This is a genomic window from Paracoccus fistulariae (assembly GCF_028553785.1).
Classification (GTDB): Bacteria; Pseudomonadota; Alphaproteobacteria; order Rhodobacterales; family Rhodobacteraceae; genus Paracoccus; species Paracoccus fistulariae.
On the sequence record NZ_CP067136.1, the window covers coordinates 224,216 to 247,529 of the forward strand.

The 23,314-nt window shown below is 63.2% G+C and carries 19 protein-coding genes; 10 read left to right on the forward strand and 9 right to left on the reverse strand.

The genetic code is table 11. The features are described from left to right. Positions 1-38: 38 nt before the first annotated feature. The 5 genes from JHX87_RS01185 to JHX87_RS01205 all read right to left on the reverse strand — a co-directional run bounded on the left by JHX87_RS01185 (position 39) and on the right by JHX87_RS01205 (position 5,308). Entirely contained in the window at positions 39-1,394 is a 1,356-nt protein-coding gene (locus JHX87_RS01185) for a PepSY-associated TM helix domain-containing protein (protein ID WP_271884534.1), read from the reverse strand. 66 nt (positions 1,395-1,460) lie between these two features. Further along, positions 1,461-1,859, reverse strand: a complete 399-nt coding sequence (locus tag JHX87_RS01190; protein ID WP_271884536.1) for a hypothetical protein — start codon at positions 1,857-1,859, stop codon at positions 1,461-1,463. 45 nt (positions 1,860-1,904) lie between these two features. Then, positions 1,905-3,068 carry an NAD-dependent epimerase/dehydratase family protein gene (locus JHX87_RS01195; protein ID WP_271884537.1) on the reverse strand — a complete coding sequence of 388 codons (1,164 nt, stop codon included), beginning with the start codon at positions 3,066-3,068 and terminating at the stop codon, positions 1,905-1,907. Between the two features lie 105 nt (positions 3,069-3,173). Beyond that, entirely contained in the window at positions 3,174-3,845 is a 672-nt protein-coding gene (locus tag JHX87_RS01200) for an ABC transporter ATP-binding protein (RefSeq protein ID WP_271884538.1), read from the reverse strand. Continuing rightward, positions 3,842-5,308: a KpsE/RkpR family capsule polysaccharide export protein gene (locus tag JHX87_RS01205; protein WP_271884539.1), complete on the reverse strand. Its 1,467-nt coding sequence runs from the start codon at positions 5,306-5,308 to the stop codon at positions 3,842-3,844. Before JHX87_RS01205 ends, JHX87_RS01200 begins: the two co-directional genes overlap by 4 nt. Positions 5,309-5,426: 118 nt before the next feature. Here JHX87_RS01205 and JHX87_RS01210 point away from each other — a divergent pair, with 118 nt between their 5' ends. Further along, positions 5,427-6,266, forward strand: a complete 840-nt coding sequence (locus JHX87_RS01210) for an ABC transporter permease (protein ID WP_271884540.1) — start codon at positions 5,427-5,429, stop codon at positions 6,264-6,266. Positions 6,267-6,299: 33 nt separating this feature from the next. Here JHX87_RS01210 and choV read toward each other — a convergent pair whose 3' ends face one another. The 3 genes from choV to choX all read right to left on the reverse strand — a co-directional run bounded on the left by choV (position 6,300) and on the right by choX (position 9,237). Continuing rightward, positions 6,300-7,328, reverse strand: coding sequence for a choline ABC transporter ATP-binding protein (gene choV, locus JHX87_RS01215; RefSeq protein WP_271884542.1), 1,029 nt, complete (start codon positions 7,326-7,328; stop codon positions 6,300-6,302). Further along, complete coding sequence (gene choW, locus JHX87_RS01220; RefSeq protein WP_271884543.1) at positions 7,325-8,173, reverse strand: choline ABC transporter permease subunit; 849 nt, start codon at positions 8,171-8,173, stop codon at positions 7,325-7,327. The genes choV and choW overlap by 4 nt, the downstream gene beginning before the upstream one ends. Positions 8,174-8,289: 116 nt before the next feature. Next, positions 8,290-9,237, reverse strand: coding sequence for a choline ABC transporter substrate-binding protein (choX, locus tag JHX87_RS01225; protein ID WP_271884545.1), 948 nt, complete (start codon positions 9,235-9,237; stop codon positions 8,290-8,292). A gap of 89 nt (positions 9,238-9,326) precedes the next feature. Between choX and betI the strand changes: the two genes are divergently transcribed. The 3 genes from betI to betA are packed head-to-tail and all read left to right on the forward strand — an operon-like array spanning position 9,327 to position 12,961. Beyond that, positions 9,327-9,893, forward strand: a complete 567-nt coding sequence (gene betI, locus JHX87_RS01230; protein ID WP_271884548.1) for a transcriptional regulator BetI — start codon at positions 9,327-9,329, stop codon at positions 9,891-9,893. Positions 9,894-9,895: 2 nt separating this feature from the next. Further along, positions 9,896-11,335, forward strand: coding sequence for a betaine-aldehyde dehydrogenase (gene betB / locus JHX87_RS01235; protein ID WP_271884852.1), 1,440 nt, complete (start codon positions 9,896-9,898; stop codon positions 11,333-11,335). A gap of 21 nt (positions 11,336-11,356) precedes the next feature. After that, entirely contained in the window at positions 11,357-12,961 is a 1,605-nt protein-coding gene (gene betA / locus JHX87_RS01240; protein WP_271884550.1) for a choline dehydrogenase, read from the forward strand. Positions 12,962-13,044: 83 nt separating this feature from the next. On the opposite strand, the gene JHX87_RS01245 is transcribed toward betA, so the two are convergent. After that, the gene (locus JHX87_RS01245) at positions 13,045-13,797 is read right to left on the reverse strand and encodes a DsbA family protein (RefSeq protein ID WP_271884552.1); all 753 of its coding nucleotides are present in this window, start codon (positions 13,795-13,797) and stop codon (positions 13,045-13,047) included. Between the two features lie 162 nt (positions 13,798-13,959). Here JHX87_RS01245 and JHX87_RS01250 point away from each other — a divergent pair, with 162 nt between their 5' ends. The 6 genes from JHX87_RS01250 to JHX87_RS01275 all read left to right on the forward strand — a co-directional run bounded on the left by JHX87_RS01250 (position 13,960) and on the right by JHX87_RS01275 (position 23,294). Further along, complete coding sequence (locus JHX87_RS01250) at positions 13,960-15,096, forward strand: pyridoxal phosphate-dependent aminotransferase (protein ID WP_271884554.1); 1,137 nt, start codon at positions 13,960-13,962, stop codon at positions 15,094-15,096. Then, a complete protein-coding gene (locus JHX87_RS01255) occupies positions 15,093-16,295 on the forward strand; it encodes an N-acetylmuramoyl-L-alanine amidase (RefSeq protein WP_271884555.1) in 1,203 nt (400 codons plus the stop codon). Before JHX87_RS01250 ends, JHX87_RS01255 begins: the two co-directional genes overlap by 4 nt. A 94-nt stretch (positions 16,296-16,389) precedes the next feature. Then, entirely contained in the window at positions 16,390-18,939 is a 2,550-nt protein-coding gene (locus JHX87_RS01260) for a penicillin-binding protein 1A (RefSeq protein WP_271884557.1), read from the forward strand. Between the two features lie 450 nt (positions 18,940-19,389). Beyond that, positions 19,390-20,886 (forward strand): Hint domain-containing protein, encoded by a 1,497-nt coding sequence (locus tag JHX87_RS01265; protein WP_271884559.1) that lies wholly within the window; start codon positions 19,390-19,392, stop codon positions 20,884-20,886. A gap of 173 nt (positions 20,887-21,059) precedes the next feature. Continuing rightward, a complete protein-coding gene (prfB, locus tag JHX87_RS01270; RefSeq protein WP_271884561.1) occupies positions 21,060-22,187 on the forward strand; it encodes a peptide chain release factor 2 in 1,128 nt (375 codons plus the stop codon). Positions 22,188-22,310: 123 nt separating this feature from the next. Continuing rightward, positions 22,311-23,294 (forward strand): aldo/keto reductase, encoded by a 984-nt coding sequence (locus tag JHX87_RS01275; protein WP_271884562.1) that lies wholly within the window; start codon positions 22,311-22,313, stop codon positions 23,292-23,294. Positions 23,295-23,314: the final 20 nt, after the last annotated feature.

The following is a 23,314-nucleotide window of genomic DNA, read 5'->3' on the forward strand; positions in this document are numbered from 1 at the left end:
TGAAAGGGCGGGATTCGTCCCGCCCTTTGTTTTGGCTGTCAGGCCGTGCGCAGACGCGCCCATCCCATCATCGACAGCTCCAGCGCCGCCACGACCAGCAGCGACAGCCCGACCAGCGGAAAGAACAGCCCCGCCGCCACCGCGATCAGCAGCACCATGCGCGGAATGCGCCAGTCGGTCGGCAATTGCGGCGCGCCCAGCGATCCGGCAGGGCGGCGCTTCCACCACATCACCACCGCCGAGACGGCCATCAGCACCATCGCAACGCAGACCAGCAGCAGAACGATCTGATTTGGCAGGCCGAACGCCTGACCCATATGCAGGCTGACGCCCCATTCCGCCGTCTTGCCAAGCGCGCCCAGATCGTTCAGCCCCATGTCGAACAGCACCTTGCCGCTATACTGGTCCAGATGGATCATCCGTTCCTGCGTGATGTCATCGGGATAGACCGAGGCGGTGAACACCCCTTCCGGCGTCGTCGGGATATTCAGCGCATAGCCCGGCGTGATGCCGCGATCCTCGACCGTCGCGACCACCGCATCCAGCGCGGCAGGAACGCCCTTGGCCGTGGTCGAGACGGGCATGGGCTGACCCTCCATGATCCAGGGCGCGCGGTCGATGGCATCGGCCACCGGCTGGGTCGAGACGGGCAGCTTGTCCCAATAGCCGTCCGGCATGCCCAACCCGGCCTGATAGGACAGGTCATAGAATTTCGCCCCCCAAACCCCGGACCAGGGCAGGCCGCTGAGCACCAGAAAGATGATGAAACCCGATGCGATCAGTCCGGTCACGGCGTGGGTATCGCGCCAGAAGACCCGGCGGGCGGGCTTGCCGCGTACGGTCACGACGCCGCCTTTCTGCCCGCGCGGCCACCACAGATAGATGCCGGTCGCCACCAGCAGCACCATCCAGCCGGCCACAGCCTCGATCAGGCGATTGCCCAGCCAGCCGGTATAGGCAAGGCTGTGCAGGTCCCGCACCAGCTTCATCGCGGGCGTGGCCGATGCGCCGGCATCGGCATGGCTGCCCAACACCTTGGCCGAATAGGGGTTCATATAGACGATCTGTTTGGCCCCGTCCGCATCCTTGATCTTGACCGCCGCCGAACGCTCCGCCGATGCAGGCGGCAGATAGGCGAAAACCGTGCCCTGTTGCGCCTGCATCGCCGTCGCGACCAGCGCCGAGGGGGGCTGCATCGCCCGATCCTCGGCGGTGACGATCCGTTCCTGCCGATGCGTCAGGTCCGCGATTTCATCCTTGAACAGATAGATCCCGCCGGTGACGGCCAGAAGGATCATGAAGGGCAGGACGATCAGCCCCGCATAGAAGTGCCAGCGCCAGATGGCACGATAGAGCGCGGGCGCGTCGCCGCCCCGCCGATTTGTATTTTCCATGATAGATGTCCCAAGACGTGATATCCGTCGTGCCCCTTGCGGGCACGCCGATGCGATATTGTTCTGTCAGGACAGGGCGGGTGGCCCGCGGGCATGGAACGCGGGGGCTGGCCGCTGATCGCCGCGTTGATCGGCCCGGATGCGGGCGGCCTGCCGCACATAAAGGCGTTGCCCCGCATCCGGCGTCGTGGTCGCGGCCAGTTCGACCGCGTACAGGCCCGAAAACCACAGACAGGCTTCGGCCTGATGATCCCGATCCGGGCTGTCGGGGCTTTTTTCGGTGGGAAAGCCAAGGCTTGCGGCCTCGACATAGATGATCTCGGTGCCGGTGCAGATGGCCAGATAGCCATCCCTGGCGGGCAGGGCGCCGGCGGGACCGAACAGCCGCAAAAGTAGCGCAAAGGCGATCAGCAGCCCAAAGGCCGCCCTCGTCACTCTGCCATATCCGGTCGCGTCGCGAAACATGGCGATCTTATTGGCCGATCATGTCGATTCTGGCCAGCCGGATTTTCACGCTCGGCGCCATTGTGACAGACAGGGGATTTTGGATCGGTCGCAGCGTGCGGAATATCGCCGGGCGATCTGCTGAACCTCGGCCAGCAGACCGTCCTGCAGCCGGATCGGCTCCAGCCCCAGACCCAGAAAACGGTCATTGGCGACATGCAGATCGTTTTCCTCGGCCTCGTTGCGGGGATTGGTCAGAAAGGCGATCTCGGCGCCGGTCTGCTCGGCGATCATCCGCGCCAGATCGCGCACCCGGTGGGTTTCGGTCATCTGGTTCAGGATGCTGACCCGGTCGCCCGGTTTCGGCGGGTTGGTCAGCGCCAGTTCGATGCAGCGGCAGGTGTCCTGGATATGGATGAAGGCGCGGGTCTGCCCGCCGGTGCCATGCACGGTCAGCGGATAGCCGATGGCCGCCTGCATCAGGAAACGGTTCAGCACCGTGCCGTAATCACCATCATAGTCAAACCGGTTGATCAGCCGTTCATCCATGCCGGTTTCTTCGGTCTGCGTGCCCCAGACGATGCCCTGATGCAGATCGGTGATCCTGACACCGTCATTCTTGTTGTAATAGAAGAAGAACAGCTGATCCTGCGTCTTGGTCATGTGATAGATGCTGCCGGGATTGGCCGGATACAGGATTTCCTGCCGATGGGGGCCATTCTCGGTTTCGACCACAACGTCCAGATAACCTTCGGGAATTTTCATCCCGGCGGTGCCATAGCCGTAGACGCCCATGGTGCCCAGATGCACCAGATGGATATCCTGCCCGCTTTCGACGATCGCGGCCAGCACGTCATTGGTCGCATTCAGATTGTTGTTGACGGTATAGCGCTTGTGCCAGCTGGATTTCATCGAATAGGGCGCGGCGCGCTGTTCGGCGAAATGGATCACCGCGTCGGGCTTTTCCTGCTGCAACAGCGTCAGAAGGCGGTGATAATGTTCGCCGATGGTGAAGTTCTCGACCCGGATCCTCTGGCCGGTGATCTCTGTCCAGGCGGCGACACGCTCGCCCAGCGGACGGATCGGGGTCAGCGATGTCACCTCTAGCTCGACATCGATTTTCCGGCGCGACAGGTTGTCCACGATGATGACGTCATGGCCGCGTGCCGACAGGTGCAGTGCGGTCGGCCAGCCGCAGAAACCATCGCCGCCAAGAACAAGAATCTTCATCCGAATGCCCCAAGTTCCAAAGGTTCGCGCCGTTGTAATATGCAGCTTTGGCGGGTGCCAGCCTTGCCGTGCGGGTGACATGAACCTGTCACGATCCGGCGGTTTTCAGCGCTTGCCCATGGCCCGTTCCATATTGGTCAGATGGGCGTCGATGGCGTCTTCGATATCGTGGAAATAGGACAGCGTGCCATTTTCCAGCACCGCCCCCGCCTGACAGGTGCGGCGCAGCATCATCATCGAATGCGACACCACGATGGCGCCCGCCGATGACATGCGCTCGGCAAAGACGCGGTTCGATTTTTCCTTGAACGAGGCATCGCCCACCGCCGAAACCTCATCGACCAGATAGGTGTCGAAGGGCACCGCCATCGACACGCCAAAGGCCAGCCGCGCCCGCATCCCCGAGGAATAGGTGCGGAAGGGCAGATAGAAATGTTCGCCCAGTTCCGCGAAATCCTCGACGAAATCGCGCATCTCGTCGGTATCCACGCCATAGACCCGCGCGACGAAGCGGCAGTTCTGTTCGCCCGTCAGCTGGCCGTTGAAGGATCCCGCAAAGCCCACCGGCCAGCTGATCGTGCCGGTCGACAGGATCTGCCCCGAAGTGGGCAGCATCGCGCCGGAAATCATCCGCAGAAGCGAGGATTTCCCCGCCCCGTTCCGCCCCAGAAGCGCGACCGAGACCCCGGTGGGAAAGACCGCGTTGATATTGCGGGCCACCACCTTGGTCCGGCCATTCAGCTTATAGCTTTTGTGCAGGTTCTGCAGCTTGATCATCGCCGGTCGCGCAGGCTGTAGAAGATCAGCACGCCGATCACCCAGATCACCAGCAGAAAGCCCCCGATCATGAACAGCAGCTTGGCGCGCTGCGGGAATTCGGGCTCTTGCGCCAGCGTGGGTTTGACATAGGCGGCCAGATAGCGCGACTGCCGCGCGGCCTCGGCGCGGGCGGTGTCATAGGTGGCGCGCGCCGCGATATAGCTTTGTTCGGCAAATTCGCGATCCACGGCCAGACCTTCGAACTGGCCGACGATTTCCGACAGCGCCTCGCCGGTTTCCGAGCCGAATTTCTGGCGCTCGGCGGCGATCTGCTCGCGGATCACCTGAATGCGCAGCTCGCTTTGTTCGATCCGCGGGTCATTGGCCTGCGCATTGGCCTGTAGCAGGCCAAGCTGGACCAGTTGTTCGGCCAGCTGTGTCTGCAATGTGCTGACCACGCCCACCTGACCCTGCACATCGGCGGTCGGATCGACAAGCTGATGGCGGTTGCGGAACTCGGTCAGCGCCTGACGCGCCTCTTTGACGCGCTGGCCTGCACGCTCCATCTCATCGCGGGCATAGCGCAGCCCGTCCTCGCGGGCGACATCGTTCAGCTGGTTGATCAGGATGGTGCTTTCATCCAGCACCGCCTGACCGATGGCCTGGGCATCCCCGGCGTCGAAGGCCAGGATGCGCAGGTCGATCATGCCATTGTCGTAATAGATGCGGACCTTGCTTTCCCATTCGTTCAGCAGATCCTCCAGCGCCGGGCCGCCGGTAAAGGCAAAGACCGGATCGCCGGGCGCCTTGGACCAGATCTGGCGCAGATCCAGCCGCGCATCCACCTTTTCCACCAGATCGTGGCTTTGAATGAACTTGTAGAGCACATCGGTATCGGTGGTGGTGGTGCTGGAGCCGCCGACCAGCGTGGACAGCCCGCCCAGCAATTCGGCCGAGGTGCCGCCACTTTCGCTGCGCACCGAAAACCCCACGTAAGAGGCATATTGATCGGCGGCCCGCGCATAAAGATACCAGGCGCTGACCAGCAGCGGCAGGATCACGATCAGGAACAGGCTGGCGGCCTGAATGGCATGGCGGCGCGCAAATCGTGCGGCGGCGGCTGTGGGGCGGACCGGGCCCTTGGCGCGCGGGGCAGGGCGGGCGGCGGCGACGATCGCCTTTTGCCGCCGCTTGTTGGCGCGGCGGCGGACGATGGCCTCATCCGTATCCTCTTCCTCGGCGCCCTCCATCAGGGCGCGGCGCTGCTGTCTTTGCTGACGGCGCTGCGCGGGCGTCAGGTTGGCACCCGGTCCCGGCTTTTTCGCCGGTTGGGGCGGAGGGGCGGCCTCTGCGCCTTCGCCGCCATCCTTCGCCACCAGCGGGGTGTTGAAATTGGGGCGACGCGGTGTCTCCTGTACCGACGGGTCATTTTGCGGGGGCGCGTCATCGCGATGGCCCGTTACGTCTTTGCTGTCTGACATGCCCGGGAACTCTTGCCTGCTGTTCATCTGCTTCCGGCTGTCATACATAAACCGTCAAAGCAGTTCCAGCGCGTATCCTTTACGGATGCGTGACCCATAACCCCGTCGGAGCCATGCAATGGCCAATGCCCCCTTGCCCCAACGGCGCGCCGCCAGCCCGGATCAGGGCGAATTGCGCCCGGTCCACCAGCAGCGCTCCTTTGCCAGCCTGCGATCCATCGGCGCCCTGATCCTGCGAGAGATGGCGACGACGAATGGCCGCAGCGCCGGCGGCTATCTGTGGGCCATTGCCGAGCCGGTGGGCGGGATCGCCCTGCTGACGATCATCTTTTCGATGGGGTTCCGCTCTCCTCCCATCGGGACGAATTTCGCGATCTTCTATGCCACCGGCTTTCTGCCCTTCAGCATCTTCATGGCGATGTCGGGCCGGATTTCGCGCTCGATCATGAATTCCAAGGCATTGCTGGCCTATCCGGCGGTGACCTTCATGGATGCCCTGATCGCGCGCACGATCTTCAACGCGATCACCCAGATTCTGGTCTGCTATATCCTGTTCTCGGGGATCCTGTTGCTGATGGAGACGCGCACCGATCCGCAATTCGAAGGGATCGCGCTGGCCACGCTGATGGCCTTTGCCTTCGGGATCGGGGTCGGGGTGATCAACTGTTTCCTGTTCGCGGCCTTTCCGTCCTGGGAAAATATCTGGTCGATCCTGACCCGGCCGCTGTTCCTGCTGTCCTGCATCTTCTTCATGTTCGACGACATGCCCGCGGTGGCGCAGAAATATCTGTGGTATAACCCGCTGGTGCATGTGGTCGGGCAGATGCGGAAATCCTTCTACCCGTCCTATATCGGCGATTATGTCAGCCCGATCTATGTCTTCGCGGTCAGCCTGACGCTGATCGCCATCGGCATCGCGCTGTTGATCCGTTACCACCGCGACCTGCAGAACAGCTGACGAAAAAGGGCCGCATCGCGCGGCCCCCTTGCGTTACTGGTTGGGATCGACAAGCCGGGACAGAACCGCCTCTCGCGTGACGCGGCCGCCGCCCTCGATGGGCACCGAATCCACATCGGTCAGCCGCCGCATGACGTCGCGCACCGGCATGTCGCGGGGCACGGGCTGGCCGAATGCCTCGCCGGTTTCAAGGAAATCGGCCGCGGTCAGCACGCCCAGCGGGTTCATATGGGCGACGAAATCGGCAACATATTCGTTGATCGGATTGGCAATGATCTGTCTTGCGGTGCCGATCTGGACGATGCGCCCGCCCTCCATCAGCGCGATGCGGTTGCCCAGCTTGAAAGCCTCGTCCAGATCGTGGCTGACGAAGATGATCGTGCGCTTGGTCCGTTCCTGCAGTTCCAGCAGCTCATCCTGCAGGCGCGAACGGATCAGCGGATCCAACGCGCTGAAGGGCTCATCCATCAGCAGGATCGGCGCCTCGGTCGCAAAGGCGCGGGCCAGACCGACGCGCTGCTGCATGCCGCCCGACAATTCGCCGACCTTGCGATCCGCCCAGTCCGACAGGCCCACCGTGGCAAGCTGGTCATCGACCTTGCCCTTGCGGTCCGCAGCGGACATGCCCGCCAGTTCCAGCCCAAGCCCGACATTTTCCCGCACGGTCCGCCAGGGCAGAAGGCCGAATTGCTGAAAGACCATGGCCACGGTGCGCAGGCGGATGTCGCGCAATTCCCTGGCCCCCGCCGCTGTGACCGAGACCATCTGATCGCCACGGCGCACGCGCACATCGCCGCGAACGACATGGTTCAGCGCATTCACCGCCCGCAGCAGCGTCGATTTGCCGGAACCCGACAGGCCCATGAGGACCAGAATCTCGCCCTCGGCCACGTTCAGGCTGCAATTATGGACGCCCAGAACCTGTCCCGTGCGCTCTTTCACCTCGGGCCGTTCCATCCCCTCATCCATCAGCGGCAGGGCGGCTTCGGGCTTGTCGCCAAAGACGATATTCACATCCTCGAATTCGACGGCATTGGGGGCGCTGTTGTTCATCTGGCTCATTTCCGGCCCTCCATCCGCAGCATCCGGTCAAGCAGGATGGCGACCACCACAATCACGAAGCCCGATTCAAAGCCAAGCGCGGTGTTCACGCTGTTCAGCGCCCGGACCACCGGCACGCCAAGGCCAGAGGCCCCGACAAGCGCCGCGATCACCACCATCGACAGCGACAGCATGATGGTCTGGTTCAGCCCGGTCATGATCTGGGGCAGGGCGCTTGGCAATTCGACCTTCCACAGCAGCTGGCGGGGCGTCGCGCCAAAGGCGGTCGCCGCTTCGACCAGCGAGGGCGGGGTCGAGGAAATCCCAAGCTGCGTCAGCCGGATCGGCGCGGGCAGCACGAAGATCACCGTGGCCAGCAATCCGGGCACCATGCCGATGCCGAAAAAGACGATGGCCGGGATCAGATAGACAAAGGTGGGCAGCGTCTGCATCAGGTCCAGCACCGGCCGCATCCAGGCGTAAAGGCGCGGGCGATGCGCGGCGGCGATGCCGATGGGCACGCCGATGGCCATGCAGACGATGCATGCCGCCAGAACCAGTGTCAGCGATTGCAGCGTCTCTTCCCAATAGCCCTGGTTCAGCACGAACAGCAGGCCAAGCGCCATCAGCACACAGGGCTGCCAGCGCCGCTGCAGCAGCCATGTCAGCGCCACGGCCAGAAGAATGAAGAGAAAGGGATGCGGGGCCTCCAGCGCGGTCAGAATACCGCTGATCAGCCAGTTCATCGCATCCGAGATCGTATTGAAAACGCCGGCCGCATGGGTGTTCAGCCAGTCAAAGAAAGTTTTCGCCGTTCGACCTACCGGGATCTTGTTATCTGTTACCAGATCGGTCAACTGCTCCATATGTGGATCGTCCCTCTGTCTTGCGGCCGTGACGCCCGGGACGGCACGGCCTGTTTCTTTTCTGTTCTGTCACCGACCCGACCGCCATCGAAAAGACGGCGAGGCGGTGGGACCGATCAGCCCTGCAGGGCCTCGGTCAGCGCGGCATGCGCGTCATTGCCGTCAACGGTGGTCACGCCGTCCAGCCACATGGTCGCGGCATCGGGATTGGCCTGCAACCATTCCTTTGCGGCCTTCATCGGATCCTGACCGTCATTCAGGATCTTGCCCATGATCTCATTTTCAAGCGCCAGAGTGAATTCCAGGTTTTGCAGGAACTTGCCGATATTGGCGCATTCCTCGACATAGCCGGAACGGGTGTTGGTGCGCACCTCGGCGCCGCCCAGATTGGGGCCGAAGACATCGTCGCCACCTTCCAGATAGGTCAGCTCGAACTGGGCGTTCATCGGATGCGGTTCCCAGCCAAGGAACACGATCGGCTTGTCGCCGCTGACCGCGCGCGACACCTGCGCCAGCATCCCCTGTTCGCTGGATTCGACCAGTTCGAACGTGCCGGTGCCGAACAGATCCTCGCCGATCATTTCCAGAACGACGCGGTTGCCGTCATTGCCCGGCTCGATGCCATAGATCTTGCCGTCCAGTGCATCCTTGTGCTCGGCCAGGGACTGAAAGCTGGTGATGCCCAGATCGGCACCCGCCTTGTTGGTGGCCAGCGTGTATTTCGCCCCGGTCAGGTTGGTGCGCACGGTGTCCACGGTCCCTGCCTCGTTATAGGCGGCGATGTCGTTTTCCATCGTCGGCATCCAGTTGCCCAGAAAAACATCGACATCATCGGTGGACATGGCAGTATAGGTGACCGGAACCGACAGAAGCTTGGTTTCGGTTTCATAGCCAAGCGCCTGCAGGATCGTGGCGCTCAGCGCGGTGGTCGCCGTGATATCGGTCCAGCCGACATCAGCAAAGACCACCTTGCGACACTCATCCGGCTCTTGCGCCTGTGCTGCGGTACCAAGCGCCGCCGTCATGGCAAGCGCGGAAATACCGATTAGTTTTGACAAAGTCATGCGGCATGTGCTCCCTGTTCTTGATTGATTAGTCAATTAAAGATAAATACAGTTCGTATTGCAACCCAAAACACAACGCAGGTGCAATGATGCCAAAGATTGGTGCAGAGCCTATCCGAAAAGCTGCGTTAATCAACGCCGCAATATATGAAGTCGGCCGTGCCGGTTCGCTGGAGGTCACGGTGGCGCAGATTGCCAAGCGGGCGGGGATGTCGCCTGCGCTGGCGCATCACTATTTCGGCTCGAAAGAGCAGATCTTTCTGCAGGCGATGCGTTATATCCTGCGCATTTACGGCAATCAGGTCCGCGATTCCCTGCCCGGCCACGGCCCGCGCGGGCGGCTGGATGCGATCGTGAATGCCAGCTTTGCCCCGCAGAATTTCCAGCGTGAAACGGTCAGCGCCTGGCTTAATTTTTACGCACTTTCCCTGCGTCACGAAGAGGCTGCGCGGCTGCTGCGGGTCTATCACCGCCGTTTGCGGTCGAATCTGGTGCTGGCGCTGCGCCCGCTGACCGACCGGCCCGAAGCCATCGCCGAGACGCTTGGCGCGCTGATCGACGGTGTTTATCTGCGCGCGGTTCTGAGGCGGGGCGATACCGATGCCAAATCCGCCCGCACCATGGTCATGAATTATCTACAGGAGGCCCTGAAGTGAGCCTGAACGTCCAACCCGCTGCAAGTCTGTTCCTGAATGGTCGCCCGGTCGAGGGCGAGGGCGACGCTCTGCCGGTTCTCTACCCCTATACCGGCGAAGAAATCGCCAGCCTGCGCGAAGCCACGACCGGGCAGGTGGCCGAGGCCTGCAAGGCCGCTGCCGCCGCACAGGTCGAATGGGCGGCGCTGGCCCCGGTTGAACGTGGCCGGGTGCTTCTACGCGCCGCGGCCATCATCCGCGAACGCAATGAGGAATTGTCGCGGCTGGAAACGCTGGATACCGGCAAGCCGATTCAGGAAACGCTGGTGGCCGATTGGGAATCGGGTGCCGCCGCGCTGGAATATTTCGGCGGTCTGGCCGCGACCGTGACCGGCCAGATGATCCCGCTGGGCAGCGACTGGGCCTATACCATCCGCGAGCCGCTGGGCGTCTGCGCGGGGATCGGCGCGTGGAACTATCCCAGCCAGATCGCCTGCTGGAAGGCCGCGCCGGCGCTGGCCATGGGCAATGCGATGGTCTTCAAACCCTCCGAGGAAACGCCGCTGGGCGCCCTGAAACTGGCCGAAATCCTGATCGAGGCCGGGTTGCCCGCGGGCGTGTTCAACGTCGTGCAGGGGCGCGGTGCCGTGGGGGCGGCGCTGGTCACCGATCCGCATGTGGCCAAGGTCTCGCTGACCGGGTCCGTGCCGACCGGGCGCAAGGTCTATGCCGCCGCGGCCGAGGGGATACGCCATGTGACGATGGAACTGGGCGGAAAATCCCCGCTGATCGTCTTTGACGACGCCAATCTGGACGATGCCGTAGGCGCGGCAATGCTGGCGAATTTCTATTCCTCGGGGCAGATCTGTTCCAATGGCACCCGGGTTTTCGTGCAAAGCGGCATCCGCGAGGCGTTTCTGGACAAGCTGCAGGCCCGGATTGCCACGATCAGGATCGGCGATCCGCTGGATCCCGACACGCAGCACGGCCCGATCGTCAGCGCCGCGCAGGCCGGCAAGATCCGCGCCGCGATCGCGGCGGGCGAGGCCGAGGGCGCGCGGCTGGTCTGTGGCGGCCCGGGCGAGGGTGCCTTTGTGCCGCCCACGGTCTTTGCCGATGCCACCGATCAGATGGCGCTGGCCCGGGAAGAGATCTTCGGCCCGGTCATGACCACGCTGGCCTTCGAGGACGAGGATGAGGTCATCCGCCGCGCCAATGCCACGGGCTACGGGCTGGCGGCGGGGGTCTTTACCCGCGATCTGGCCCGCGCCCATCGCGTCGCCGCCAGGGTCGAGGCGGGCACCTGCTGGATCAACGCCTATAACCTCACCCCGGTCGAGATGCCCTTTGGCGGCGTCAAGATGTCGGGGGTGGGGCGCGAAAACTCGGCCGCCGCGATCGAGCATTATTCACAGTTGAAGACGGTTTACGTCGGCATGGGCAGCGTCGACGCGCCCTACTGACGTCAGGAAAGGAAGAACGGTATGACACCGGATTATGTCATTGTGGGCGCCGGATCGGCGGGCTGCGCGCTGGCCTATCGCCTGACCGAGGCGGGCCATCGCGTCACGCTGATCGAATATGGCGGCAGCGACCGCAGCATCTATATCCAGATGCCCGGCGCGCTGTCCTATCCGATGAACATGTCGCGCTTTGACTGGGGCTTCAGCACGGTGCCGGAACAGCATCTGGGCGGGCGCAGTCTGGTCACGCCGCGCGGCAAGGTGCTGGGCGGGTCGTCCTCGATCAATGGCATGGTCTTCGTGCGCGGCAATCGCAAGGATTTCGACCATTGGCGCGATCAGGGCGCCGAAGGCTGGGGCTATGTCGATGTGCTGCCCTATTTCAAGCGGATGGAGACATGGCACAGCGGCAGTTCGCCCTGGCGCGGCACGGAAGGGCCGCTGAATGTCACGCGCGGCAATCGCCGCAACCCGCTGTTCAACGCCTTTATCGAGGCCGGGCAGCAGGCCGGATGGCCACGGACCGACGATTACAATGGCGAGCATCAGGAGGGCTTTGGCCCGATGGAGGCGACGATCTGGCGCGGGCGGCGCTGGTCGGCGGCCTCGGCCTATCTGCGGCCCGCGATGCGCAGCGGCCGGCTGACCGTGCTGCGCGCCATGGCCCGTCGCGTGCTCTTTCGAGATAACCGCGCCTATGCCGTTGAAATCGAACGCGATGGCAAGGTCGAACAGATCGAGACGGGCAAGGAAATCATCCTCTCGGCCAGTTCGATCAACACGCCCAAGCTGCTGATGCTGTCGGGGATCGGCCCCGGCGATCACCTGTCGCAGCACGGGATCGAGGTGCGCGCGGACCGTCCCGGTGTCGGGTCCAACCTGCAGGACCATCTGGAAGTCTATATGCAGTATAAGTCACTGAAAAAAGTGACGCTTTACACCTATTACAACCTGCTGGGCAAAGGCCGCGTGGGGATTGAGTGGCTGTTGCAGAAAACCGGCCTTGGCGCCTCGAACCAGTTTGAAAGCTGCGGCTTCATCCGCTCGTCGGATGCGGTGGATTATCCCGATATCCAGTATCACTTCCTGCCGCTGGCCGTGCGCTATGACGGCAAGGCGGCGGTCAGCGGGCATGGCTTTCAGGCCCATGTCGGACCGATGCGATCAAAGTCGCGCGGGACGGTGCGTCTGGTCTCGGACGATCCGGCGGCGGCGCCTCAAATCCACTTTAATTATATGTCGCATCCCGATGATTGGAAAGAATTTAGGGCCTGTATCCGTCTGACGCGGCAGATTTTTGATCAACCGGCGATGGCGGAATATCGCGGCGATGAAATCCAGCCCGGAGCGCGGGTGCAGTCGGATGAAGAGATCGACGCCTTCATCCGTGAACATGCCGAATCCGCCTATCACCCCTGCGGAACGGCCCGCCTGGGCGCGGCGGATGACCCAGAGGCGGTGGTGGATCCCGAGTTGCGCGTGATCGGGGTCGAGGGGCTGCGCGTGGCCGACAGCTCGATCTTTCCGCGCATCACCAATGGCAATCTGAACGCCCCCTCAATCATGACGGGAGAGAAGGCGGCGGATCACATTCTGGGGCGTTTTCAGCGCAAGGCGGCGGTTTAGGCGGTCGCGCCGGGCACCTGCGCTGAGAAGATTAAAACGGGGCGGGGCGGATACCGGCCCCGCCTTCATCGGACCTGACGCGTTCAGCCGTCCTGCTTGTCGCGGGCGGCCTGGATGTAATCTTCCAGCCCGTTCTGCGGCACGCCGCGCAGCATCTCATCGCCGATGATGAAGGTGGGCGTGCCCATGATCGCCATGGTTTCGCCCAGCTGGCGATTGGCGCGCAGGACGGCGTTCACGGATTCGGTGTTCATCAGATTGATGACCTCTTCCCGGTCCACGCCGATCTCATCCGCGATCTTGCCCAGAGCCTCAAGCGAGGCTTCGCCGCGCAGCGCCATCAGCGCGTGATGGGCTTTCAGATAGGCCTCGTCCCCCGCGATCTGCTTGACCGCGACGGCAAACCGGGCCGAGCTGTCGCTGTCCTGACCCAGAATGGGATATTCCTTCAGGATCAGCCGCACATTCGGATCATCCTCGACCAGCGCCTGCACCTGATCGTTCACGCGGCGGCAATAGCCACAGCGGTAATCCAGAAACTCCACGACGGTCACATCGCCATAGGGATTGCCGCCGACCCAGCTATGGCCGTCATTGAAGATGGCGTCCTGATTGGCGGCCACCAGCAGCCGGTCATTATCGACCGATTGTTCCTGACGACGCGCTTCCAGCACGCCGATGGATTCGACCAGCACTTCGGGATTGGCCATCAGGTAATCGCGCACGGCCTGACCGAAGGCCTCTTTTTCCTGTTCGTTCATGGCGGAAATGTCGAAGGCGAAGGCAGGGCCTGCCAGGGTCGAGCCAAGCAGCAGGGTGGCGAGCAGACGTTTCATGGGTGTCCTCTGGGTTCGGGGTTGAGGGCAACTTGGCGTCTGCGGCGGGCGAAGGCAAGAAACGACGCGACACGGATACGTGACATCCTGTGGCAGAAAGGCTTGGAGTGCCGGGGCGGGACGCGCTAAGACACCCGCAAAACAAGACGTCGAGGTCAGAGCATGCGACATTCCGCCCGTGGTCAGGTGGACCCGTTCATCGTCATGGATGTGATGCAGGCCGCCGCCCGGGCCGAGGCGGCAGGCCGCCATATCGTGCATATGGAGGTGGGTCAGCCCGGCACGCCCGCGCCGCAGGGCGCGCGCGACGCGCTGGCCCGCGCTTTGTCGCAGCCGTTGGGCTATACGGTCGCGCTTGGCCTGCCCGCGCTGCGGCAGGGGATCGCGGATCTGTACCGCCGCTGGTACGGGGTGGATCTGGATCCGGCCCGCGTGGTCGTGACCTCTGGCAGCAGCGGGGCGTTCCTGCTGAGCTTTTCGGCGCTGTTCGATGCGGGCGACCGCGTCGCCATGGGCTATCCGGGCTATCCCAGCTATCGCCAGATCCTGCGCGCCATGTCGCTGCAGCCGGTGGGGATCCCGACCCGCGCGCAAGACCGCTATCAACCGCGCCCCGGTGATCTGCCCGAGGATTGCGCCGGGCTGATCCTGGCCTCGCCCGGCAACCCCTCGGGCACGGTGCTGCGCAAGGATGAGTTGCGCGATCTGACACAGGCCGCGGCGGGCCGGGGCATGGCGGTGATCTCGGACGAGATCTATCACGGCCTCAGCTATGGAGATCGCTGCCATTCCGCGCTGGAGGTCACGGATGATGTCGTCGTCATCAATTCCTTCAGCAAATATTTCAGCATGACCGGCTGGCGCGTGGGCTGGATGGTGGTGCCCGAGAGCCATCTGCGCACGGTCGAGCGGCTGGCCCAGAACATGTTCATCTGCCCGCCCCATGCCAGTCAGGTCGCGGCGCTGGCGGCGCTGGATTGCATGGACGAGGCCGAGGCGAACCTGGCCGTCTATGCCGAAAACCGCCGCCTGATGCTGGAGGGGCTGCCCCGCGCCGGATTTGACCGGATCGCACCGCCGGAAGGGGCCTTCTATATCTATGCCGATGTGTCGCATCTGACCGATAATTCGGTCGAGCTCGCGGCAGAGATTCTGGACAAGGCCGGGGTTGCCGTGACGCCGGGGCTGGATTTCGACCCCGAACGCGGGGCGCAGACCCTGCGGTTCAGCTATGCCCGGGCGACCGAAGATATCGTCGAGGGGCTGCGCCGTCTGGAAGGGTTCATGGCCACCCGATGAGATGTCTGGCGCTGATATTTGCCTTGCTGATGTCGCTGTCGCCCGCCATGGCGCAGGAGCCCGCGCGCCTTGATCTGGGCGCCTCGTCGCTGGTGCAAAGCGGGCGCGCCTGGTGGGGCGATCCGCCGCTGGATCTGCGCCTGACGCTGAGCCGTGCGGTGCCGTTTCGCACCTATATCGTCGGCGATCCGGTACGGCTGATCGTGGATCTGCAAGGCGTCGATCTGCGTGGCGAGAAGCCCGGCGATCTGTTCGGTGCGGACCGGGTGCCCGATATCCGATGGGGCAGCCAGCGGCGCGGATGGTCGCGGATCGTGATCGAATTGCCGGGGCCTTATCGCATCGACAGCTCTGCCATGAAGACCGGCGGGCCGAGGGCAGAACTGCAACTGGCCCTGAAGCCCGTCGGCCAGAAGGATTTCGCGCCACCGCCAAGCGCCACCGCCGCGTTGCGCAATCTGCCCGACCCGGCACAGGTCGATGCGGCCCCGGTGGATGAGGAATTCTTCATCATGCTGGATCCCGGTCATGGCGGCTTTGATCCCGGCGCGCAGGCGCAGGACCAGACCGAGGCAAACCTGGTCCTGACCTTTGCCATGGAACTGCGCAAGGCGCTGCAGGATCGCGGTGTGACGGTGATGATGACGCGCGACGATGACAGCTTCGTGCAGCTGGAGCAGCGCATGACGGCGGCGCGGGCGGCGGGGGCGGATCTCTTTATCTCTCTGCATGCCGATGCGCTGCCGCAGGGGCAGGCGGCGGGGGCCACGGTCTATATCTGGAACCCCAAGGCCGATGGCCGCGCGGCGCAGCAACTGGTGGCGCGTCACGATGCCGACGACCTGATCAGCGGGCTGGATCTGGGCGGATATGACGATGCGCTGTCGGCCACGCTGATGGATTTCGCCCGCACCGATACGCAGCCCAGATCGGAAAACTTCGCGAAATGGCTGACCTCTCGCATGGCGCTGATGGGAATCGGGCTGCATAACCGTCCGGTGCAGGGCGCGGCCTTTTCGGTGCTGAAATCGCCCGACATCCCGTCGGTTTTGCTGGAACTCGGCTTCATCTCGGACGATAATGATCGTGCAAATCTGCTGAATCCGCTTTGGCGTCAGCGGATGGTCAACGTGATTTGCGAAGCGATCATGGGCTGGAAGCAGGACGAAACCGCAAGGCGCGCGGTTCTGCGCCGCTAGGCTGGCGCACAGCTTCGTGAACGGGCGTTGATGTTTTGACCGTCACGCGCACGGACGCTATAGACGGGCCCATAACACATAAAGGCGACAATCTGTGCTGCGCAGCTTTCTTTCTTTCTTCGGTTCCATCTTTTCGTGGGTTGTCACCGCGCTGTTCTTTGCTGCCCTGACCATTGGCGGCATTTTCTGGATCTATTCGCGCGATCTGCCCAGCCACGAGGCGCTGGCCCAATACGCCCCCAAGACCATCAGCCGCGTCTATTCCGGCGAGGGCCGCCTGATCGACGAATTCGCCGAAGAACGCCGGATCTTTGTCCCAACCGAGGAGATTCCCGATCTGGTCAAGGAAGCCTTCGTCAGCGCCGAGGACAAGAATTTCTATCGCCATCCGGGCTATGACCTGACCGGGATCATGAAGGCGGGGTATGAGGCGGTGTCCTCGGGCGGCTCGAATGTGCGGGGCGCCTCGACCATCACCCAGCAGGTGACCAAGAACTTCCTGCTGTCCAGCGATCGCAGCGTGGAACGCAAGGTGAAAGAGATCATCCTGGCCGCGCGTCTGGAACATTCGCTGACCAAGGATGAAATTCTGGAGCTGTATCTGAACGAGATCTATCTGGGTCAGAACAGCTATGGCGTCGCCGCCGCCGCGCAGACCTATTTCAACAAATCGCTGGCAGAGCTGACACCGGCCGAGGCGGCGATGCTGGCCGCCATGCCGCAGGCGCCCGGCCGCTACCATCCTGTAGATGCGAAAGAGCGCGTGACGCAGCGGCGCAACTATGTCCTGCGCGAGATGTGGCAGAACGGCTATATCGATAAGGCTACCTATGAGGCCGAGGCCAAGCTGCCGCTGAAATCCGTGCAGAATGGCGATTTCCCCTCATTCCGGGGGCAATTGCCGCCGCGCGATTACTTTACCGATGAGATCCGTCGTCAGCTGAGCCGCGAATTCGGGCAAGAGGAATTTTTCGGCGGCGGCCTGACGATCCGCGCCACCGTCGATCCCGGCATGCAATCGACCGCCGCAGGCGCGCTGCAAAAGGCGCTGGAGCAATATGATCGCGGCATCGGCATCTGGCGCGGCACCGGCCAGACCATCCCGGCCGCGCAATTGACCGATGAGGCCGCATGGCGCGGCGCGCTGTGGGATCTGAGGATCCCGCGCGATATCCCGAACTGGTCGCCCGCCGTTGTGCTGGAGGTCGGCGCCTCGGACGCCCGCATCGGCATCGAAGGCATCGAAGAGGACAGCGACGGCCACTGGATCCCCGCCGCCGATGTGCAATGGGCGCGCAAGCGCAATGCAGATGGATCGCTGGGCCCGCGCGCGCGGGTTGCGGGCGATCTGCTGGAGGTCGGCGATGTGGTGCTGGTCCGCCCGATGACCAGCGATGGCGATGGCAGCTTCATCCGCTGGACCCTGCGGCAGGTGCCGCAGGTGCAGGGCGGTTTCATGGCGATGGACGTCAATACCGGCCGCGTTCTGGCGATGCAGGGCGGCTTCAGCTATGAATCCTCGGTCTTCAACCGCGCGACCCAGGCGATGCGTCAGCCCGGCTCCAGCTTCAAGCCTTTCGTCTATGCCGCCGCGCTGGACAATAACTACACCCCCGCCACCATCGTCGTGGACGAGCCGATCAGCATCAACACCCCCTATGGGCTGTGGGAGCCGAAAAACGCCAGCGGCCGCCATTACGGTCCCTCGCCCCTGCGGACGGGGATCGAGCAGTCGCGCAACCTGATGACCATCCGGATCGCGGATGATATCGGCATGCAGACCGTGGCCGATTATGCCGAACGCTTCGGCGTCTATGACGATCTGAAACCCTTCCTGGCCAATGCGCTTGGCGCGCAGGAAACCACGCTGTTCCGCATGGTCGCCGCCTATGCCATGTTCGCCAATGGCGGCGAGCGGGTCGAGCCGACGCTGGTGGACCGCGTGCAGGACCGTCGTGGCCGGACCATCTATCGCCACGACCAGCGGGTGTGCGAAACCTGCGGCATGCAGGCGCTGCCGGCCGGTTCCGGCCCCGTCATCGACACCAATCGCGAACGGGTCATGGATGCGGTCACCGCCTATCAGTTGACCTCGATGATGGAAGGTGTGGTCAAGCGCGGCTCGGGCAAGGGCGTGAACCTGCCGGTGCCGATCGCGGGCAAGACCGGCACCACCAATGATGCCAAGGATGTCTGGTTCATCGGCTATTCCTCGAACATCGTGGCGGGCTGCTATCTGGGCTATGACCAGCCGCGCTCGCTGGGGCGCAATGCCTATGGCGGGACGCTGTGCGTGCCGGTCTTCAATGAATTCATGCGTCAGGCCGTGGCGCGGTTCGGCGGCACCGATTTCGCCGTTCCGCCCGGCGGTTACTGGGTCAAGATCGACCGCATCACCGGTCAGCGCCTGCCCGACGACGCAACCGGCGACAATGTGATCGCCGAATATTTCCGCGACGGCACCGATCCGGATTGGCTGTCGCCGCTGATCGTGTCGGGCTTTGGCGATGGCGAGGTCGTGCTGCCCTGGAAGGCGGGCGGCGGTTCGGGCGGCGGCACCGCCGTCACCACATCGACGGGCGAGCGCAAGGTGATCCCAAGCCGCACGGATTTCGGCACCATGTCCTCGGGCGGGCTCTACTAGCCTGTCCGGCGGCGCGCCTGATCGGTGAGGCGAGGCGGTCGGCTCTTTTCGGGTTCGACCGCGGAAAATGACGTAATGTCGGGTTTTTGCACGAAGCGTCATGCCGGGTGGCGGCTGCTGTGGATTTCCGCCCGTCTTGGATGATATAGACGCGTACCATATTGCGTCGGGGACCAGACAGGACAGGCGGCAGAAAGCCCCTGACCGCCAGCGCCTGTGTCAAGAGGGATAGTTCCTTCAATCCTTGGGACTTTGCGCAATTGAACGTCCGGTCACGCTTGCCGAGTTAGCATATTTTTTAGACAATAATGCCCCTCGGCGGCATCGCAACGCGAGCTTCCGATAAGGCCGCTGACGGTCGAAGCGGCGGTCTGCCAGAGGCTGGACCAGATATCTGCTGATGCCGCGGTGGGCAATTCGCGGCGCCTTGTTGAACGGAGCCCGTGCTGAATGGCGATCTATAATCTGAATAACCTTTATTCGCCGTCGGATTTTCTGGGCGGGCTGACCGGTTTGCAGACTGGCACCTTCACGCTGAGGGCCAGCGCCACCCCGGATTCCATCCAGATCACCGATGACGACCCGATTCTGGAGGACAATGTCAACGCTCCTCCGCAGACCTTGGATTCGTCGCAGCAGTTTTTGACAAACGCCTATGATTCGCACCCTGCGGGCACGGGACTTTATTCCCGCGCCACGGGTGAGATTACGGTCACGCAACCGGATGGGACGATTTACACGCTTGAAATGAATCAGGTCATCATCGGGGGGCAGATCTATTATGCCTTTCAGCATGATGTCCCGCCCGGATCGCTGTTCAATATCTCTGCATGGGTCGCCTCCGGCAATACGCCCTATAGCGAACTTGAAAGTGGCGAACCCATTGTCGAATATGAATATAATCAGGTCATTTCCAGCGCGCTTGGCAATTCCATCATCTGGGGGACGGGGACTGGCGTCGTCAACGAATCCGATCTGACATCGATGTTCGTCAATGATCAGGACGTCGTGCTGGAGGATAACAACTCTGCCACGCCGCAGTCACTTGACGACAATATTCAGAACCTGGCGCAACCATATGGCCCGCATTCCGCCGGCGCCTATGTTCATGCACGGGGCTATTACAACGTCACCAATACGACGACGATGGAGACCGGTCGCCTTTATCAGATCAGGGTCAGTGACACTTACAACGGGCAGGGCGTTCCCCCGACAAATGGTGAATATTGGGCGTTCAGCAATGACTTCGAAGTGGGAGATGGCGATGTCATCATCATCACCCCGAACACGTCGTTCAACGGGCTTGGCAATGTGGATCACGTCGATCTGTTTGTCTGCTTCGCAAGCGGTACGCTGATCGACACGAAAGAGGGGCAGCGGCAAGTTCAGGACCTGCAACCGGGCGATCTGGTCCTGACGCTGGATCACGGATATCAGCCGATACGCTGGATTGGGATCCGGCGGCTGGACAGGCTGGATCTGACCGCCAGCCCGCATCTCCGCCCGATCCGGATCCGTGCCGGGGCCTTGGGTGACGGGGCGCCGTCGCGGGATCTGGTCGTGTCGCCGCAGCATCGGATCCTGATTTCGTCGCGCATTGCCCAGCGGATGTTCGGCGCGTCAGAGGTGCTGGTCGCGGCCAAGCATCTGGTCGAGCTCGACGGCATCGACACGGCGCAGGACATGGCCGAGGTCACCTATGTCCACCTGCTTTTTGACCGCCACGAGGTCGTCTTTTCGAATGGCGCCCGATCGGAAAGCCTTTATGTCGGGCCTCAGACATTGAAATCGGTCGGGGCAGAGGCGCTGGACGAGATCTTTGCGATTTTCCCCGAACTGGAACGGCAAAGTCAGGATCCTGAACCCGCGCGACTGCTGGCCAATGGGCGCATGGGGCGCAGGATCGCCGCGCGGCATGCCAAGAACAACAAGCCGTTGATCATGTAGCGGCCCGGCCCCTGTGCGCCGGGCGTGCCACCGCACATGGCCCGACCGACGGATCGCGGGCGACGGGCATCGGCCTGCGCCCCTGCGCCTGCGGCACCGCAAACCCGCCCGCCCTTGTTCCTGTCGCCGACAAGGGCTATCTCTGCGGCCTGATAAAGCATGAGGATCCGACTATGCGCGCCGAGACGCAGTCCACTATCGAAGCCATCCGCAAATCGCTGAGCCTGCTGGGTCAGCGGATGGACTGGAAGACCGCGCCGCATCGCCTGGAAGAGATGAATGCGATGATCGAGGCGGGGGATCTGTGGTCCGACCCGGCGCGGGCGCAAAAGCTGATGCGCGAAAGGCAGGCGCTGTCGGATGCCATCGAAACCTATCGCCGGATCGACGCCGATCTGACCGCCAATGCCGAGATGGTCGAACTGGCCGAGGCCGAGGGCGATGCCGAACTGGTGGCCGAGGCCGAAGAGAACCTGAAGACACTGGCCCAGCTTGCCGCGCAGAAGGAACTGGAAGCCCTGCTGAATGGCGAAGCGGATGCCAATGACACCTTTCTGGAGATCAACGCCGGCGCGGGCGGGACGGAAAGCTGTGACTGGGCCAGCATGCTGGCGCGGATGTATGTCCGCTGGGCCGAGAAACAGGGCTATGACGTCGAATTGCTGTCGGAAACGGCGGGGGATGAGGCGGGCATCCGCAGCGCGGCCTATAAGATCAGCGGTCACAATGCCTATGGCTGGCTGAAATCGGAATCGGGCGTGCACCGCCTGGTCCGCATCAGCCCCTTTGACAGTTCGGCCCGGCGCCATACCTCGTTCAGTTCGGTCTGGGTCTATCCGGTGGTTGACGACAATATCGAAATCACCGTGCCCGATAATGAAATCCGCATTGACACCTATCGTTCCTCGGGTGCGGGCGGGCAGCACGTGAACACCACGGATTCGGCCGTGCGGATCACCCATATTCCGACCGGGATCGTGGTCACCAGTTCCGAAAAATCGCAGCACCAGAACCGCGCCAATGCCATGGCCGCGCTGAAGGCACGCCTGTATCAGATGGAACTGGACAAGCGGAATGCCGAGATCAACGCCCAGCATGCCGCCAAGGGCGAGGCGGGATGGGGCAACCAGATCCGGTCCTATGTCCTGCACCCCTATCAGATGGTCAAGGATCTGCGCACCAGCGAGGAAACCAGCGATACCCAAGGTGTTCTGGACGGCGATCTGGATGCCTTCATGGCGGCGACGCTGGCGCTGGATGTGGCGGGCAAAAGCCGGGCAGAGGCCCAGGCCGAGGATTGATGAAGCCCGACAGGCGACGGCAATCCGCGGCCTCTGACCGGGGCAGGCCTGCCGTGACGGCCCGGGCTTTTCATCGCCGTCATGCTGCGGCATCATCGCGCCACTGACAATACGGGGTGCGCAATGTTGCAGCGGCAACTGGGCCGGGATGGTCCGATGGTGGGGGCGGTCGCGCTTGGCACGATGAATTTCGTGGGGGCCTATGGCCCGGCGGATCGCGATGACAGCCTGCGCTGTCTGGAAGATTGCCTGGAGCTGGGGATCAACCATCTGGACACGTCAGATGTCTATGGCGCGGGCCGGGCCGAGGAATTGCTGGCGCCCTTTCTGAAACGCCATCGCGACCGGATCGTGCTGGCCAGCAAATGCGGTATCACCCGCAATCCCGACCGCCCTTTCGACAATTCCACCGCTTATATGCAACAGGCGCTTGAGGCCTCGTTGCGGCGGATGCAGGTCGATCATATCGACCTTTATTATGTGCACCGGCGTGAGGCCGGGCGGCCCATAGAAGAGGTGATGGAAACGCTGCTGCGCTTTCGCGATCAGGGCAAGATCGGCGCGATCGGCCTGTCGGAAATCGCGCCCGCGACGCTGGAACGGGCGGCGGCGGTCGGTCCGGTGGCGGCGGTGCAGTCGGAATATTCGCTGTGGAGCCGTCAGCCGGAACTGGGCGTCCTGCAGGGCTGTCAGACGCATGGCGCGGCGCTGGTGGCCTTTTCCCCGGTGGGGCGCGGTGTCTTTGCCCGCGATCTGCCCGATCCGGCGGATTTCGGCCCCGATGATCTGCGGGCGGGCATGCCGCGCTTTGATGCCGAAAACTGGCCACTGAACCTGATCCACCTGCGCCGCTTTGCGGAACTGGCGCGCGATCATGGCGAAAGCCCGGCCTCGGTCGCGATTGCCTGGGCGCTGGCCCGCGCGCCGCATGTCATCGCGCTGCCCGGATCGCGCAGCATCGCCCATATGCGCGAAAACGCCCGGGGTGCCGCGCTTCTGCTGACGCAGGCGCAACTGGATGAGATCGACCGGATCCTGCCCGCAGGCTGGGCGCATGGCCCGCGCTATGGCGAGAAGATGTCGCGCGGACCCGAGGCTTATTGCTGACGCCGCGACACCACCCCGCG